Below are 14,872 nucleotides of genomic sequence, written 5' to 3'. Positions count from 1 at the left end.
ATGAACACCATGACACTCACGCCGGGCCATCTGAGTTTTACCCAGCTACGTGAAATCTGGCAGCAGCCGGTCAAACTGAGCCTGGATGCCGGGGCGATTGATGCAATCAACGCCAGCGTCGCCTGCGTCAATAATATTGTCGCTGAAGGCCGTACGGCGTATGGCATTAATACCGGCTTTGGCCTGTTGGCTCAGACCCGTATCGCCACGGAAGATTTGCAGAATTTACAGCGTTCGCTGGTGCTTTCCCATGCGGCAGGCGTTGGCGAGGCGCTGGATGACGCAATGGTTCGCCTGATTATGGTGCTGAAAATCAACAGCCTGGCGCGCGGTTTTTCCGGCATTCGTTTGAGCGTGATTGAAGCGCTGATTGCGCTGGTGAATGCCGAGGTATATCCACTGATCCCGGCGAAAGGGTCGGTGGGCGCATCGGGCGACCTGGCGCCGCTGGCACATATGTCGTTGACGCTACTGGGCGAAGGTAAAGCGCGCTGGCAGGGGGAATGGCTCCCGGCTACCGACGCGCTGAAAAAGGCCGGACTGGAGCCGATCACGCTAGAGGCGAAAGAGGGACTGGCGCTGCTCAACGGCACTCAGGCTTCCACCGCCTTTGCACTGCGCGGGTTAATTGAAGCTCAGGAACTGTTTGCGTCTGCGACGGTGTGCGGGGCGCTGACCACAGAAGCCGTGCTGGGCTCCCGTCGTCCGTTTGACGCGCGTATTCATGCCGCGCGAGGGCAGCGTGGGCAGATTGATGCCGCAACGCTATACCGTCATGTGTTGACCGACTCCAGCGCGCTTTCGCAGTCGCATCATAACTGTGAAAAGGTGCAGGACCCGTATTCTCTGCGCTGTCAGCCACAGGTGATGGGGGCGTGTCTGACACAAATGCGCCAGGTGATGGATGTTCTGCTGGTTGAAGCCAACGCGGTTTCCGACAACCCGCTGGTGTTTGCCGAAGAGGGCGATGTGATCTCCGGTGGGAATTTCCATGCTGAACCGGTGGCGATGGCGGCAGATAATCTGGCGCTGGCGATTGCGGAAATCGGCTCGTTGTCAGAGCGGCGCATTGCGCTGATGATGGACAAACATATGTCGCAGTTGCCGCCGTTCCTGGTGAAAAATGGCGGGGTTAACTCCGGTTTTATGATTGCTCAGGTAACCGCCGCCGCGCTGGCGAGCGAGAACAAAGCGCTGGCGCATCCGCACAGCGTGGACAGCTTGCCGACATCCGCCAACCAGGAAGATCATGTTTCTATGGCTCCGGCGGCGGGACGCAGACTGTGGGAGATGGCAGCAAATACGCGCGGTGTGATTGCCGTGGAGTGGCTGGCGGCGTGTCAGGGGATTGACCTGCGTGAAGGGTTAACCTCCAGTCCGTTGCTGGAGCAGGCGCGACAGGCGCTGCGCGAGCAGGTTGCACACTACACGCAGGATCGCTTTTTTGCCCCGGATATTGAGTGCGCGACCGAGCTGTTAGCGCAAGGAACGTTGCTGCAATTGCTGCCTGAATTTCTGTAGAAAATTGCCTGATATCGACGCTGACGCGTCTTATCAGGCCTACGGTCTGCTTTGTAGGCCGGATGAGGCGAAGCCGACATCCGGCACAACACAGCTTAGCTAAACATCGCCGTAATCGAGGCGCTGGCGAGCGAGTGGAAATGGACGTTAAATCCAACCATCGCGCCGCTGGCACCTTCATCGACATCAATACGCTCCACATCCAGGGCGTGAACCGTAAAGATATAGCGGTGGGTTTCACCCTTCGGCGGCGCAGCGCCGCCATAACCGGCTTTACCAAAATCTGTACGGGTCTGAATCACCCCATCCGGCAGTGCAACCAGCCCGGAGCCGAATCCTTGCGGGAGTACGCGGGTATCAGCCGGCAGATTTACCACCACCCAATGCCACCAGCCGGAGCCGGTTGGCGCATCAGGATCAAAGCAGGTCACGACAAAGCTTTTGGTTCCTGCGGGTACGTCATCCCACGCCAGGTGGGGGGAAATATTATCCCCGTCATACCCCATGCCGTTAAAGACGTGGCGATGCCCAAGCTTATCGCCATCGCGTAAATCGTTACTGATTAGTTTCATGCTGACTCCTCTCGTTAGCCAAAAAGTGTAGCCAGAAACCGCAGAGCTTACCGCTGATTAATCGCTAAAAAATGTTGCATTGCGCACAGCCTCGTTCACGGCCTGCGTCAGGCGACGTAACTGATCGGGCTGGATAATGTACGGCGGCATCAGGTAGATGAGCTTGCCAAACGGTCTTATCCACACGCCCTGTTCGACAAAGAACTTCTGTAACGCTGCCATATTCACCGGATGGGTGGTTTCGATGACGCCGATGGCGCCGAGCACGCGTACGTCCGCGACCCAGCAGGAATCTACCGCCGGGGCGAGTTCTGCCCGCAGTTGCGCTTCAATGGCCGCTACTTGTGCGCGCCACTCGCCGGTTTCGATTAACGACAGGCTGGCGGAGGCGACGGCGCAGGCCAACGGATTGCCCATAAAGGTCGGGCCGTGCATGAAGCATCCGGCTTCACCGTTGCTGATGGTTTCCGCAACCTGGCGGGTGGTGAGGGTTGCAGAAAGGGTCATTGTTCCGCCGGTTAACGCTTTGCCCAGGCATAAAATGTCCGGAGTGATGTCGGCATGCTCGCAGGCAAAAAGCTTGCCTGTACGACCAAATCCGGTGGCGATTTCATCGGCAATCAGCAGGATCCCTTCACGGTCGCACATCTTACGGATGCGTTTTAACCATTCGGGATGATACATGCGCATACCGCCAGCGCCCTGTACGATTGGCTCTAGGATCACTGCCGCAATTTCGTGGCGATGCGCGGCCATCAGACGGGCAAAAGGCACCATATCCAGTTCGTCCCACTCGCCGCCCATGCGGCTTTGTGGGGCTGGGGCAAACAGGTTCTCCGGCAGGTATCCCTTCCACAGACTGTGCATTGAGTTGTCAGGATCGCAGACCGACATCGCGCCGAAGGTATCACCATGGTAACCATTACGAAATGTCAGGAAACGCTGGCGGGATTCGCCTTTAGCCTGCCAGTATTGCAGTGCCATTTTCATTGCAACTTCTACGGCGACCGACCCTGAATCTGCGAGAAAAACGCACTCCAGCGCCTCTGGGGTCATCGCCACCAACTGGCGGCACAGCGCAATGGCCGGGGCATGGGTAATGCCGCCAAACATTACATGCGACATGGCATCAATCTGCGTTTTCATCGCGGCGTTCAGCTGCGGGTGATTGTAACCGTGGATTGCCGCCCACCAGGATGACATGCCGTCAATCAGCTTCTCACCGCTGGCTAAGATCAGTTCGCAACCTTCGGCACGCGCCACCGGATAAACCGGCAACGGGGAGGTCATGGAGGTGTATGGGTGCCAGATATGGCGTTGGTCAAACGCAAGATCGTCCGTTGTCATAATCGACTTGTAAACCAAATTAAAAAGATTTAGGTTTACGAGTCTACACCAAACTAACAACGAAACGTATACCAATATGGCTCATTCTTCTCGCTGGACAATGTCGCAAGTCACCGAATTATTTGAAAAACCGCTGTTGGATCTGCTGTTTGAAGCGCAGCAGGTTCATCGTCAGCATTTCGATCCGCAGCAGGTACAAGTTAGTACGCTGCTGTCGATTAAGACCGGTGCTTGCCCGGAAGATTGCAAATACTGCCCGCAAAGCTCCCGCTATAAAACCGGTCTGGAAACAGAACGGTTGATGGAGGTTGAACAGGTACTGGACTCGGCACGTAAGGCGAAGCAGGCCGGTTCAACGCGGTTTTGCATGGGCGCGGCGTGGAAGAACCCGCATGAGCGCGATATGCCGTACCTGGAACAAATGGTTCAGGGCGTGAAAGAACTGGGGCTGGAAGCCTGTATGACGCTGGGCACGCTGGACGAATCTCAGGCCCAGCGCCTGGCCAATGCGGGTCTGGACTACTACAACCACAACCTCGACACCTCGCCGGAATTTTACGGCAATATCATCACCACCCGCTCGTACCAGGAGCGCCTGGATACGCTGGATAAAGTGCGCGAGGCGGGCATTAAAGTTTGCTCCGGCGGGATTGTTGGGCTGGGCGAAACGGTGACCGACCGCGCGGGTCTGCTGCTGCAATTAGCGAATCTGCCGACGCCGCCGGAAAGTGTGCCGATCAACATGCTGGTGAAAGTGAAGGGCACGCCGCTTGCCGATAACGACGACGTAGATGCTTTTGATTTTATTCGTACTATCGCCGTGGCGCGTATCATGATGCCGACCTCATACGTGCGTCTTTCTGCCGGGCGCGAGCAGATGAACGAACAAACCCAGGCGATGTGCTTTATGGCCGGGGCCAACTCGATTTTCTACGGCTGCAAACTGCTGACCACTCCGAACCCGAACGAAGATAAAGATTTGCTGTTATTTCGCAAGCTGGGTCTTAACCCGCAGCAAACGGCGGTACTGGCGGGCGATAACGAACAGCAACAACGTCTGGAACAGGCGCTGCGTACCCCGGATACCGACGATTACTACAACGCGGCAACCGTATGACCTGGCAGCAAAAAATTGACGATGCGCTAACAGCGCGTCGTCGTGCTGATGCCCTGCGTCAGCGCTATGCGGTGACGCAGGGAGCCGGGCGCTGGCTGCAGGCCGACGGTCGCCAGTATCTGAATTTCTCCAGCAACGACTACCTCGGCTTAAGCCACCATCCGCAGATTATCTGCGCGTGGCAGCAGGGCGCTGAGCGTTTTGGCGTCGGCAGCGGCGGCTCGGGCCATGTCAGCGGTTATTCCGTTGCTCATCAGGCTCTGGAAGAAGACCTGGCGCAGTGGCTCGGCTATTCCCGGGCGCTGTTGTTCATCTCTGGTTTTGCCGCCAATCAGGCGGTCATTGCCGCACTGATGGGAAAAGATGACAAGATTGTTGCCGACAGGCTCAGCCATGCCTCGCTGCTGGAGGCTGCCAGTCTTAGCCCTGCCGTGTTACGTCGCTTTACTCATAACGACTCGCAACATCTGGATCGTCTGCTGACAGCCCCCTGTCCGGGGCAGCAGCTGGTGATCACCGAAGGCGTGTTCAGCATGGATGGCGACAGCGCGCCGCTGGCAGAAATCCACGTGGTGGCGAAACGGCAGGGCGCGTGGCTGCTGGTGGATGATGCGCATGGGATTGGCGTAAGCGGTGAGGAAGGGCGTGGTTCGTGCTCCCGACAGCAGGTGAAACCTGAGCTGTTGGTGGTGACATTTGGCAAAGGGTTCGGCGTCAGCGGTGCGGCGATCCTGTGTTCTGATAGCGTGGCCGATTATCTGCTGCAGTTTGCCCGTCATCTGATCTACAGCACCAGCATGCCGCCAGCCCAGGCTCAGGCCTTGCGCGCCGCGCTGGCGGTGATCCGCAGCCGCGAAGGCGATGAGCGCAGAGAAAAGCTGGCGATGCTGATCCAGCGTTTTCGCGCAGGGGTGAATACTACGGATTTGACGCTGGCACATTCAGACAGCGCTATTCAACCGCTGATCGTTGGCGACAATCATAAAGCCTTGCAACTGGCACAGACGTTACGGCAACAGGGGTGCTGGGTGACGGCGATTCGTCCACCGACGGTGCCGGTTGGGACGGCCAGGCTGCGGATTACGCTGACCCAGGCGCATGAAGTCCAGGATATCGACAACTTACTGGAGGTGCTGCATGGCGCAGGTCAATAAGCAGGCGATTGCCGCTGCGTTTGGTCGCGCGGCCACGCACTATGAGCAACATGCGGAGCTTCAGCGTCAGAGCGCCGATGCGTTACTGGCGCAACTCAATGGCCGGGCGTTCTCACGGGTTTTGGACGCGGGCTGTGGGCCTGGGCGTATGAGTCGTTACTGGCGGGAGCAGGGGAGCGAGGTCTGTGCGCTGGATCTGTCGGCGCAAATGCTTACGCAAGCGCAGCGTCACGATGTCGCCCATCACTATCTGCTGGCGGATATCGAAGCCATTCCACAGGCCGCTGCCACTTTTGACCTGGCCTGGAGCAATCTGGCCGTGCAGTGGTGCAACGACCTGCGCGGCGCGTTACGCGAGCTATACCGGGTGGTGCGTCCTGGAGGGGCGGTGGCGTTTAGTACGCTGGCGCAAGGGTCGATGCCGGAACTTCGTCAGGCGTGGAGAGCGGTTGATGATCGGGAGCACGCCAACCGTTTTTTGCCCGTGGAGCAACTGGAAAACGCTCTGTGCGGCTGGGACGTTGAATACCAGTCTCATGCCGTCACGCTGTGGTTTGACGATGCGCTGAGTGCCATGCGCTCGCTAAAGGGCATTGGCGCGACGCATTTGCATGATGGACGTGAGCAGCGTGTGCTGACCCGCTCGCAGTTGCGCCAGTTACAGCTCGCCTGGCCCTGTCAGCAGGGGAAATATCCGCTGACCTATCATCTTTTTTTGGGAGTAATTCAACGTGACTAACACGTATTTTGTCACCGGGACGGACACCGAAGTAGGTAAAACTATCGCCAGCTGTGCGTTGCTTCAGGCGGCGGGACAGCTGGGGTTGCGAACGGTCGGCTATAAGCCGGTGGCGTCAGGCAGTGAAATGACGGCTGAAGGTCTGCGAAACAGCGATGCGCTGGCTCTACAGCGCAACAGCGTTGTGGCAGTGGATTATGCGGCCATCAATCCGTATACCTTCGCCGAACCTACCTCACCGCATATCATCAGTGCTGACGAAGGACGCCCCATTCAGGCTTCAGTGATGTCTGCGGGTTTACGCTTGCTTGAAGAACAAGCTGACTGGGTATTGGTGGAAGGCGCAGGCGGATGGTTTACGCCACTTTCACCAACGCTGAGTTTTTCTGACTGGGTAAAAGCGGAACAACTGCCGGTGATTCTGGTGGTTGGTGTTAAGCTCGGTTGTATCAACCATGCCATTTTGACCGCCCAGGCGGTGCAGCAGGCCGGGCTGACGCTCGCCGGATGGGTTGCCAATGATGTGCTGCCACCTGGCAAGCGTCATGCTGAATATATGGCGACGCTAAAGCGTGCGCTTGCGGCTCCGCTACTGGGGGAAATACCCTGGCTGGCAGAAGAGCCGGAACGAGCATCGACAGGTCGTTATATCGATCTTAGCGCTTTGTCTCCGGCATCCACCAGTCGTTGATTAGCGGGTCGCTGAATTGTGTTATTTGTCCTTGAGCCACGTTGCGTCCACGATGTAACAAGCAATAGCAGTCGGCGACCCGACGAATGAACGGCAGGCTCTGCTCCGCGAGCATAATGGCGATGCCAAGCTCCTGGCTTAGCCTCACAATCAGATTCCCCAGTTTGTGGATATACGCCTGGCCACTTCCTCGCGTCGGCTCATCGAGAATCAGCAGGCGCGGGCGAGTGACCAGCGCACTGGCGAGTGCAAGCTGGTGCTGATTTTCCTCTGACAATGCCACCCCTTTGGCCTGACGCAGTACAAACAGCTGCGGAAACAGGCGATAAATATCGCTGCTGTTCATCGCTTCGCTTTCCTCAACCGCCTGGCGCGCAATGTGCAGATTTTCCTCTACCGTCAGCTGCGAAAAAATTCGCCGTTCCTGCGATACACAGTTAATACCCAGCGCAATGCGCTTTGCCGCCGGAATCTGAAGCAGATCGCAAGGTGGTGCGCCAGCCTGATGCCAGAACATGGTTCCGCTCTCAATCGGTAAATTGCCGATGATGCAATTGGCCAGCGTGGTTTTTCCCATCCCTGGAAGACCCAGCACGGCGGTACATTTGCCGGGCAACAGGTCGAGATCGACATCCCAAAGCGAGTGTTGATTACCGTAATAGTGATTCACTGCACGAAGACTCAACATAGATTTCTCCCTCATGATGATATCCGCCTCGCGGGCTGATGGTCGGGAGAAAACTGCAAATCTCTTGCCAGAAGCGGAATTAGGGGAAAATACAGCAGAATAGCGTATTGAGCGGGTTGCGGTATCCGGCTTGTTGTGGATGAGCGCCGCAGTGTGCACATTGTCAGTGCCTGGTGGCGTTGTGATGGTGCAGGCAGGAAAATGATGAAAATGCGAGCAAGATCTCGGCCATCCCAGGTCGCTTCGTTAGCTGATAAATATCAAAAAATAGCGATAATTTTTTTTTATCCCACCAGAAAAGATCATCAGGACGTTTTTGCCAGGCTACAGTCCGTACGGGCTGGAGGCAGTTATCCACTATTCCTGTGGATAACCTTGTGTATTAGAGTTAGAAAACACAAGGTAAGCGAGAGAAGACGCGGCCTGCGACTAAATTGATGCGAAAGACGGCTTGAGATAATAGTCATTAAATTACAGTGTGTTAGATAAATGCAATGGCTGTCGCAGAAGTGTCATGTGTTGCCACAAAACTTTCATCGGGTAGCTTGACAAATGTTAAAAAAGTCATTGGTTTGGGGATAACACATTTTTGCTGGTGTTTTATCTTGCCTGCGGACAAATTTTAGCCTGTAGTCACGGCCATTTTGCTGGCGTAACAGAAATATTCTGGCGCGTTACTGTTTTTTCATCCAGTATATTTTACTGGCAAAATATACTGCTGCGAGTAAAATTACACACCTGCCCGCCCATTGCTTCAGGTAGCTGCTCATGAGTAAACCGTTCAAACTAAATTCCGCTTTTAAACCCTCAGGCGATCAGCCTGAGGCGATACGTCGCCTGGAAGAAGGTCTGGAGGATGGTCTGGCGCATCAGACGTTGCTGGGGGTGACGGGGTCGGGGAAAACATTCACCATCGCGAACGTGATTGCGGACCTACAGCGCCCCACCATGGTGCTGGCCCCCAATAAGACGCTTGCCGCGCAGTTGTACGGTGAGATGAAAGAGTTCTTCCCGGATAACGCGGTGGAGTATTTCGTCTCCTACTACGACTATTATCAGCCGGAAGCCTACGTGCCAAGTTCTGACACCTTCATCGAGAAGGATGCTTCGGTTAACGAACACATTGAGCAGATGCGTCTGTCAGCAACCAAAGCGTTGCTTGAGCGACGGGATGTCGTCGTCGTGGCGTCGGTTTCCGCGATTTATGGTCTGGGTGACCCGGATCTGTACCTGAAAATGATGCTGCACCTGACGGTGGGGATGATTATCGACCAGCGCGCGATCCTGCGTCGTCTGGCGGAGCTGCAATATACTCGTAACGATCAGGCATTCCAGCGCGGGACCTTCCGCGTGCGCGGTGAAGTGATCGACATATTCCCGGCGGAATCTGACGACATCGCGTTGCGCGTGGAACTGTTTGATGAAGAGGTCGAACGTTTGTCGCTGTTTGACCCGCTTACCGGACAGGTCGAATCCACTATTTCGCGCTTTACCATCTATCCTAAAACGCACTACGTGACGCCGCGCGAACGTATTGTACAGGCGATGGAAGAAATTAAAGTTGAGCTGGCAGAGCGGCGAAAAGTCCTGTTGGCAAATAACAAACTGCTGGAAGAACAGCGCTTAAGTCAGCGTACCCAGTTCGATCTGGAAATGATGAACGAGCTGGGTTACTGCTCGGGGATTGAAAACTATTCCCGCTATCTGTCCGGGCGTGGTCCGGGCGAGCCGCCGCCGACGCTGTTTGATTACCTGCCTGCCGATGGCCTGCTGGTGGTGGATGAATCTCACGTGACTATCCCGCAAATTGGCGGCATGTATCGCGGTGACCGGGCGCGTAAAGAAACCCTGGTCGAATACGGATTCCGTCTGCCGTCGGCGCTGGATAACCGTCCGCTTAAATTTGAAGAGTTTGAAGCGCTGGCCCCGCAAACCATCTACGTTTCGGCGACGCCGGGCAACTATGAGCTGGAGAAATCCGGCGATGATGTGGTCGATCAGGTAGTAAGACCGACCGGCCTGCTGGATCCGGTCATTGAGGTGCGCCCGGTGGCGACGCAGGTTGACGATCTGCTATCTGAGATCCGCACCCGTGCGGCGATTAACGAACGTGTGCTGGTCACCACGCTCACCAAACGGATGGCGGAGGATCTCACCGAGTATCTTGAAGAGCATGGTGAACGGGTGCGTTATCTGCACTCTGACATCGATACCGTGGAACGTATGGAAATCATTCGTGACCTGCGTCTGGGCGAGTTTGACGTGCTGGTGGGTATCAACCTGTTACGTGAAGGTCTGGACATGCCTGAGGTCTCCCTGGTGGCGATTCTGGACGCAGACAAAGAAGGGTTCCTGCGTTCTGAACGGTCGCTTATTCAGACCATCGGTCGTGCGGCGCGTAACATCAACGGTAAGGCGATTCTATACGGCGATAAAATTACCGCCTCTATGGCTAAAGCGATTGGTGAAACCGAACGTCGCCGTGAGAAGCAGCAGCTCTATAACGAAGAACACGGTATTACGCCGCAGGGGCTGAACAAGAAAGTGGTCGATATTCTGGCGCTGGGTCAGAATATTGCGAAGACCAAAGCGAAAGGCAAAGGGAAGTCACGCGCAGGCGCGAAGTCTGAGGTTGTCGAACTGGATATGACGCCAAAAGCGCTGCAGCAGAAGATTCACGAGCTGGAAGGGCAGATGATGCAACACGCGCAGAATCTCGAGTTTGAAGAGGCCGCGACAATCCGTGACCAGTTGCATCAGTTGCGCGAGTTGTTTATTGCGGCATCGTAAGGCGGTGTCGGATGCGGGGTAAACCCTTATCCGACCTACGGGGTAGATTGCGTACGTAGGCCGGATGCCGGAGCAGAGCGTTTTGTAGGCCTGATAAGCGAAGCGCATCAGGCATTGTTTGATGGCGGAGCAATTCGTTTTGTAGGCCTGATAAGCGTAGCGCATCAGGCAAATCCGTTCAGCCCAGCGCCTGCACCGCTTTCTCCAGCGCACTATGCAATAGCTGGCGGTCATGACGGTAGGGAATATCGCTGGCTTCCAACACTTCCTGGATCACAACGCGGTCGGTAACGGCGGAAGCATCCACTTTCGGCCCCACAACCACCGCATCAATCACTTTCTTCCCGACGTACTGTTCAATAATGGTCAGCTTATCGCTAAGCGTCAGGCTGGCTGCTGGCAGGCTTAATTCGCGCCCAAGATTGCCTATGTAGACCATCGGAGCCGGTGTGCGACGTAATGCCTGTGACATTTCATCGAGTAAAAGAATCGGCATCAGGCTGGTGTAAAAACTGCCGGGGCCTATCAAAATTAAATCCGCTTCAGCGATAGCCTCAACGGCCTCCCGTGTAGTCGGGACTTTTGGCGAAAGCATCAGTTCCTGAGGTGGGACGGTGAGCTGATCGATATTCACTTCGCCATAAACTTCGTGCCCCTGGTCATCAATGGCCATCAGATCCACCGGCAGCTCCGACATCGGAATTAAATGTGCGTCAACTTTCAGCAGGCTACGAATTAAATTGATAGCTTCCAGAGGCCGCACGCTGAGGTGATCGAGCGCCTTTAACATCAGATTTCCGAGGTTATGCCCGGAAAGTTCGCCATTACCGCCAAAACGATACTCAAACATAGCGGATGCAACGCTGGGTTGGGTAATTAACTGGTTCAGACAGTTACGCATGTCTCCCCAGGCAATCCCTCCTTCAGAGCGACGAATACGACCTGTCGACCCGCCGTTATCGGTGGTGGTGACGATACCCGTCAGGCGGGAACCTAATGGGGAAAGAGAGGAGAGAACGCGTCCTAATCCATGCCCTCCGCCGAGAGCGACAACGCGGTCCAGATCTGCCAGCGTGCGAGTGCGCATATATTTTCCTGATATCAATTGATCGGCGCTACAGTAACGTAAATAGCGTGTTTTCAGCAATTATCCAGTCGGCATCTGCCGTAATTTTTTTCTGCGATCTACTCCTTTCTGACGACACTCACCTGATGGCAAGATGATGTATATCAATGCAAAACTGTGATTTTTGCTTATTCTGTAGCGAAATTGCACGATCATGTCGCTATATACATATTTATACAGCGAAAGTGTACATGGCAAAAGCGCCATTTACACGCTAGTATCGGCATAACCACAAAGTACTCTTAAAAATTTGAGTTGCCGTAAGCCAACGCATCTGCAACTCGAAGTATGATGAGTATAAACACTCTAGCCTCTGCACCTGGGTCAAATGATACGGTGCTTTGGCCGTGACAAGACTTGAAAAAGTTTGTCACCAGGGCGCAGGAAGAAATGACTACGTCTCCCGTATTTGGAAAGGTGTACATGGGCTCTCAACTTACCGATGCTTTCGCACGTAAGTTTTACTACTTACGTTTGTCGATTACCGATGTGTGTAACTTTCGTTGCACCTACTGCCTGCCGGATGGCTATAAGCCCGGCGGGGTCACCAATAACGGCTTTTTAACCGTTGATGAAATTCGCCGTGTCACGCGTGCGTTCGCCAGTCTGGGAACGGAAAAAGTGCGTCTGACGGGGGGCGAACCTTCACTGCGTCGCGACTTCACTGACATTATCGCCGCCGTGCGCGAAAACGACGCCATTCGCCAGATTGCGGTAACCACCAATGGTTATCGTCTGGCGCGCGATGCCGCCGCCTGGCGCGATGCCGGACTGACCGCGCTCAACGTCAGCGTCGACAGCCTCGACGCCCGTCAGTTTCACGCCATTACCGGACAGGACAAGTTTCAGCAGGTGATGGCAGGCATTGATGCCGCCTTTGATGCCGGTTTTGAAAAAGTGAAAGTCAACACCGTGCTGATGCGCGACGTAAACCATCATCAACTGGACACCTTCCTGGCGTGGATCCAACCTCGACCAATCCAACTGCGTTTTATTGAACTGATGGAAACGGGCGAGGGCAGCTCTCTCTTCCGTAAACACCATATTTCCGGACAGGTACTGCGCGATGAGCTGCTGCGTCGCGGCTGGATCCACCAGATCCGACAGCGTAGCGACGGCCCGGCTCAGGTTTTCTGTCATCCTGATTATGTTGGCGAAATTGGTCTGATCATGCCTTATGAGAAAGACTTCTGCGCCACCTGTAATCGTCTGCGCGTTTCCTCTGTCGGCAAGCTTCATCTGTGTTTATTTGGTGAAGGCGGCGTAAGCCTGCGTGATTTGCTGGAAGACGATGCTCAGCAACCGGCGCTGGAAGAACGTATTTCAGCCGCGCTGCTGGAGAAAAAGCAGACCCATTTCCTGCATCAGAACAATACCGGTATTACGCAAAACTTATCTTACATTGGCGGCTGATCGCTAAAAGGAGTTTTTCATGAGTCAGGTAAGCGCTGAATTTATCCCGACACGCATTGCTATTCTTACTGTTTCCAACCGTCGCGGCGAAGAAGATGACACCTCCGGCCATTATCTGCGTGACTCGGCGCAAGAAGCGGGTCATCAGATTGTCGATAAGGCGATTGTCAAAGAGAACCGCTACGCCATCCGCGCCCAGGTTTCTGCCTGGATTGCCAGTGACGATGTACAGGTGGTGCTCATTACCGGTGGCACTGGCTTAACCGAAGGGGACCAGGCGCCGGAAGCGCTGCAACCGCTGTTCGACAGAGAAGTCGAAGGGTTTGGCGAAGTATTCCGTATGCTGTCGTTTGAAGAGATTGGCACCGCGACGCTGCAATCCCGCGCGATTGCCGGGGTGGCCAATAAAACGCTGATTTTTGCCATGCCGGGTTCGACCAAAGCGTGTCGTACTGCCTGGGAAAATATCATTGCGCCGCAGCTTGATGCCCGTACGCGTCCGTGTAATTTCCACCCACATTTGAAGAAATAAGTATGTCGCAACTGACTCATATTAACGCCGCTGGCGAAGCGCATATGGTGGATGTCTCCGCCAAAGCGGAAACCGTACGCGAGGCGCGTGCAGAAGCATTTGTAACCATGCGTAGCGAAACGCTGGCGATGATCATCGACGGCAGTCACCATAAGGGTGATGTTTTCGCCACGGCGCGTATTGCCGGTATTCAGGCTGCCAAACGGACCTGGGATCTTATCCCTCTGTGTCACCCACTGATGTTGAGCAAGGTCGAAGTCAATTTGCACGCCGAGCCGGAGCACAATCGCGTACGTATTGAAACGCTGTGTCGCCTGACCGGTAAAACCGGCGTTGAAATGGAAGCGTTAACGGCAGCCTCCGTGGCGGCGTTGACCATCTACGATATGTGCAAAGCGGTGCAAAAGGATATGGTGATTGGTCCGGTGCGTTTGCTGGCAAAAAGCGGCGGCAAATCGGGTGATTTTAAGGTGGATGCACATGATTAAGGTTCTTTTCTTTGCTCAGGTACGGGAACTGGTGAACACCGATGCGTTAGAAGTTGCCGCCGAGTTTGCAACGGTAGAAGCGCTGCGCAAGCATCTGGCGGCGCAAAGCGATCGCTGGGCGCTGGCGCTGGAAGACGGCAAGCTGCTGGCGGCGGTGAATCAGACGCTGGTCAGTTTTGACCACCCTCTTAACGCGGGTGATGAAGTCGCTTTCTTCCCGCCGGTAACCGGAGGCTAAAATGGCTGAAACGCGAATTGTTGTTGGCCATGCACCGTTCAGCGTCGGGGATGAGTATCCCTGGCTGGCAGAGCGCGATGAAGACGGCGCGGTAGTCACTTTCACCGGTAAAGTGCGCAATCACAATCTCGGTGACAGCGTTAAGGCGTTAACGCTGGAACACTATCCGGGAATGACCGAAAAAGCGCTGGCGGAGATTGTCGACGAAGCGCGTTCGCGCTGGCCGCTGGGTCGGGTGACGGTGATCCATCGCATTGGCGAACTGTGGCCGGGTGACGAAATCGTTTTTGTTGGCGTGACCAGCGCGCATCGCAGCAGCGCGTTTGATGCCGGGCAGTTCATTATGGATTACCTGAAAACCCGCGCGCCGTTCTGGAAGCGCGAGGCCACGCCGGAAGGTGAGCGCTGGGTTGATGCCCGCGACAGTGATAAGCTAGCAGCAAAACGCTGGTAGAG

Annotated in this window: 15 protein-coding genes and 1 riboswitch; of the genes, 11 read left to right on the top strand and 4 right to left on the bottom strand. The window is 55.3% G+C overall.

What is annotated here, in order from left to right; translation table 11 throughout:
- Positions 1-1,521, top strand: coding sequence for a histidine ammonia-lyase (gene hutH, locus ACHHZ7_RS01030; protein WP_032942757.1), 1,521 nt, complete (start codon positions 1-3; stop codon positions 1,519-1,521).
- 95 nt (positions 1,522-1,616) lie between these two features.
- On the opposite strand, the gene ACHHZ7_RS01025 is transcribed toward hutH, so the two are convergent.
- Positions 1,617-2,093 carry a kinase inhibitor gene (locus ACHHZ7_RS01025; protein WP_008784178.1) on the bottom strand — a complete coding sequence of 159 codons (477 nt, stop codon included), beginning with the start codon at positions 2,091-2,093 and terminating at the stop codon, positions 1,617-1,619.
- 57 nt (positions 2,094-2,150) lie between these two features.
- Positions 2,151-3,440, bottom strand: a complete 1,290-nt coding sequence (gene bioA, locus ACHHZ7_RS01020) for an adenosylmethionine--8-amino-7-oxononanoate transaminase (protein WP_060682514.1) — start codon at positions 3,438-3,440, stop codon at positions 2,151-2,153.
- A gap of 76 nt (positions 3,441-3,516) precedes the next feature.
- Between bioA and bioB the strand changes: the two genes are divergently transcribed.
- Genes bioB through bioD form a run of 4 tightly spaced genes read left to right on the top strand, consistent with a single transcriptional unit; the run spans position 3,517 to position 7,141 of the window.
- Positions 3,517-4,557, top strand: a complete 1,041-nt coding sequence (bioB, locus tag ACHHZ7_RS01015; RefSeq protein WP_008784180.1) for a biotin synthase BioB — start codon at positions 3,517-3,519, stop codon at positions 4,555-4,557.
- On the top strand, positions 4,554-5,711 hold the full coding sequence (bioF, locus tag ACHHZ7_RS01010) for an 8-amino-7-oxononanoate synthase (protein ID WP_060682513.1): 1,158 nt from the start codon (positions 4,554-4,556) through the stop codon (positions 5,709-5,711). The genes bioB and bioF overlap by 4 nt, the downstream gene beginning before the upstream one ends.
- Positions 5,695-6,450, top strand: a complete 756-nt coding sequence (gene bioC, locus ACHHZ7_RS01005) for a malonyl-ACP O-methyltransferase BioC (RefSeq protein ID WP_032942762.1) — start codon at positions 5,695-5,697, stop codon at positions 6,448-6,450. Before bioF ends, bioC begins: the two co-directional genes overlap by 17 nt.
- Complete coding sequence (gene bioD / locus ACHHZ7_RS01000) at positions 6,443-7,141, top strand: dethiobiotin synthase (RefSeq protein ID WP_060682512.1); 699 nt, start codon at positions 6,443-6,445, stop codon at positions 7,139-7,141. Before bioC ends, bioD begins: the two co-directional genes overlap by 8 nt.
- Here bioD and ACHHZ7_RS00995 read toward each other — a convergent pair.
- Positions 7,107-7,829: an ABC transporter ATP-binding protein gene (locus ACHHZ7_RS00995; RefSeq protein WP_008784184.1), complete on the bottom strand. Its 723-nt coding sequence runs from the start codon at positions 7,827-7,829 to the stop codon at positions 7,107-7,109. The two genes, bioD and ACHHZ7_RS00995, sit on opposite strands and share 35 nt — an antisense overlap.
- Positions 7,830-8,597: 768 nt before the next feature.
- Between ACHHZ7_RS00995 and uvrB the strand changes: the two genes are divergently transcribed.
- Entirely contained in the window at positions 8,598-10,619 is a 2,022-nt protein-coding gene (gene uvrB, locus ACHHZ7_RS00990; RefSeq protein WP_008784186.1) for an excinuclease ABC subunit UvrB, read from the top strand.
- A gap of 178 nt (positions 10,620-10,797) precedes the next feature.
- Here uvrB and yvcK read toward each other — a convergent pair whose 3' ends face one another.
- Positions 10,798-11,706, bottom strand: a complete 909-nt coding sequence (gene yvcK, locus ACHHZ7_RS00985) for a uridine diphosphate-N-acetylglucosamine-binding protein YvcK (protein ID WP_060682511.1) — start codon at positions 11,704-11,706, stop codon at positions 10,798-10,800.
- Between the two features lie 329 nt (positions 11,707-12,035).
- Positions 12,036-12,181: riboswitch (molybdenum cofactor riboswitch) on the top strand.
- On the opposite strand from yvcK, the gene moaA reads away from it, so the two are divergent.
- The 5 genes from moaA (at position 12,169) to moaE (ending at position 14,870) form a co-directional block, all read left to right on the top strand.
- On the top strand, positions 12,169-13,158 hold the full coding sequence (gene moaA, locus ACHHZ7_RS00980; protein WP_032934386.1) for a GTP 3',8-cyclase MoaA: 990 nt from the start codon (positions 12,169-12,171) through the stop codon (positions 13,156-13,158). Its footprint overlaps the riboswitch before it by 13 nt.
- Positions 13,159-13,177: 19 nt before the next feature.
- Positions 13,178-13,690, top strand: coding sequence for a molybdenum cofactor biosynthesis protein B (moaB, locus tag ACHHZ7_RS00975; RefSeq protein WP_003035187.1), 513 nt, complete (start codon positions 13,178-13,180; stop codon positions 13,688-13,690).
- Positions 13,691-13,692: 2 nt separating this feature from the next.
- Positions 13,693-14,178, top strand: a complete 486-nt coding sequence (gene moaC / locus ACHHZ7_RS00970) for a cyclic pyranopterin monophosphate synthase MoaC (RefSeq protein WP_003035188.1) — start codon at positions 13,693-13,695, stop codon at positions 14,176-14,178.
- On the top strand, positions 14,171-14,416 hold the full coding sequence (gene moaD, locus ACHHZ7_RS00965) for a molybdopterin synthase sulfur carrier subunit (protein WP_003831530.1): 246 nt from the start codon (positions 14,171-14,173) through the stop codon (positions 14,414-14,416). The genes moaC and moaD overlap by 8 nt, the downstream gene beginning before the upstream one ends.
- Position 14,417: 1 nt before the next feature.
- Complete coding sequence (moaE, locus tag ACHHZ7_RS00960; RefSeq protein WP_008784190.1) at positions 14,418-14,870, top strand: molybdopterin synthase catalytic subunit MoaE; 453 nt, start codon at positions 14,418-14,420, stop codon at positions 14,868-14,870.
- Positions 14,871-14,872: the final 2 nt, after the last annotated feature.

Origin of the sequence: Citrobacter freundii complex sp. 2024EL-00216, assembly GCF_043945515.1 — a bacterium.
In the GTDB taxonomy this organism is placed as follows: Bacteria; Pseudomonadota; Gammaproteobacteria; order Enterobacterales; family Enterobacteriaceae; genus Citrobacter; species Citrobacter portucalensis.
The sequence above is the reverse complement of the archived record's forward strand: the minus strand, read 5'-3'. Positions and strand labels throughout refer to the sequence as shown.

Bases quoted from the DNA above. Each gene is read 5' to 3' on its own strand.
- hutH (WP_032942757.1), top strand. From the start codon at position 1: ATGAACACCATGACACTCACGCCGGGCCATCTGAGTTTTACCCAGCTA.
- ACHHZ7_RS01025 (WP_008784178.1), bottom strand. From the start codon at position 2,093: ATGAAACTAATCAGTAACGATTTACGCGATGGCGATAAGCTTGGGCAT.
- bioA (WP_060682514.1), bottom strand. From the start codon at position 3,440: ATGACAACGGACGATCTTGCGTTTGACCAACGCCATATCTGGCACCCA.
- bioB (WP_008784180.1), top strand. From the start codon at position 3,517: ATGGCTCATTCTTCTCGCTGGACAATGTCGCAAGTCACCGAATTATTT.
- bioF (WP_060682513.1), top strand. From the start codon at position 4,554: ATGACCTGGCAGCAAAAAATTGACGATGCGCTAACAGCGCGTCGTCGT.
- bioC (WP_032942762.1), top strand. From the start codon at position 5,695: ATGGCGCAGGTCAATAAGCAGGCGATTGCCGCTGCGTTTGGTCGCGCG.
- ACHHZ7_RS00995 (WP_008784184.1), bottom strand. From the start codon at position 7,829: ATGTTGAGTCTTCGTGCAGTGAATCACTATTACGGTAATCAACACTCG.
- uvrB (WP_008784186.1), top strand. From the start codon at position 8,598: ATGAGTAAACCGTTCAAACTAAATTCCGCTTTTAAACCCTCAGGCGAT.
- yvcK (WP_060682511.1), bottom strand. From the start codon at position 11,706: ATGCGCACTCGCACGCTGGCAGATCTGGACCGCGTTGTCGCTCTCGGC.
- moaA (WP_032934386.1), top strand. From the start codon at position 12,169: ATGGGCTCTCAACTTACCGATGCTTTCGCACGTAAGTTTTACTACTTA.
- moaB (WP_003035187.1), top strand. From the start codon at position 13,178: ATGAGTCAGGTAAGCGCTGAATTTATCCCGACACGCATTGCTATTCTT.
- moaC (WP_003035188.1), top strand. From the start codon at position 13,693: ATGTCGCAACTGACTCATATTAACGCCGCTGGCGAAGCGCATATGGTG.
- moaD (WP_003831530.1), top strand. From the start codon at position 14,171: ATGATTAAGGTTCTTTTCTTTGCTCAGGTACGGGAACTGGTGAACACC.
- moaE (WP_008784190.1), top strand. From the start codon at position 14,418: ATGGCTGAAACGCGAATTGTTGTTGGCCATGCACCGTTCAGCGTCGGG.